The following is a 472-nucleotide window of genomic DNA, read 5'->3' on the forward strand; positions in this document are numbered from 1 at the left end:
GCTTACAGTTAGCGCAGATAAAGAGATGCTAGATCTTATTCTGCGGAACTTGCTATCGAATGCGATAAAGTTTACGGGAATTGGTGGATGGATTGAAATTGGAGCCGAACTAGACAAGGATAAGATTGTTGTGACTATACGTGATAATGGAGAAGGAATGGACGARGAGACAGTGGACATGCTGCGCCGCGACGATACATTTATCAAAGTSCCGGACCCTAAACAAGGTGCAGGGCATGCCCGATTTGGGCTTATGTTAACTCGTGAATTTATTGCGATTCATGGAGGCAATCTGTGGTTTGACAGTGTGCCGGGAGTGGGAACGACATTTTTCTTTACTTTACACAGTTCAAGAGGCGGGATGGATGTAATTGACCATTGGAAGGAAGGCGAAGAGGCTTGAAAGTTATTTTGGTAGACGATGACACGACAATGCATTTAATTTTGAGCAAAATGTTGCATAAGCTGCCAG

1 protein-coding gene is annotated in these 472 nt (G+C 44.0%); it reads left to right on the forward strand.

Annotation, left to right across the window (positions count from 1 at the left end):
- On the forward strand, positions 1 to 403 hold a 403-nt coding region (locus tag AC1DUA_RS40560; RefSeq protein ID WP_477505009.1), incomplete at its 5' end, for a sensor histidine kinase.
- Between the last annotated feature and the right edge of the window lie 69 nt (positions 404 to 472).

This window comes from Paenibacillus sp. 01T422, from assembly GCF_056398785.1.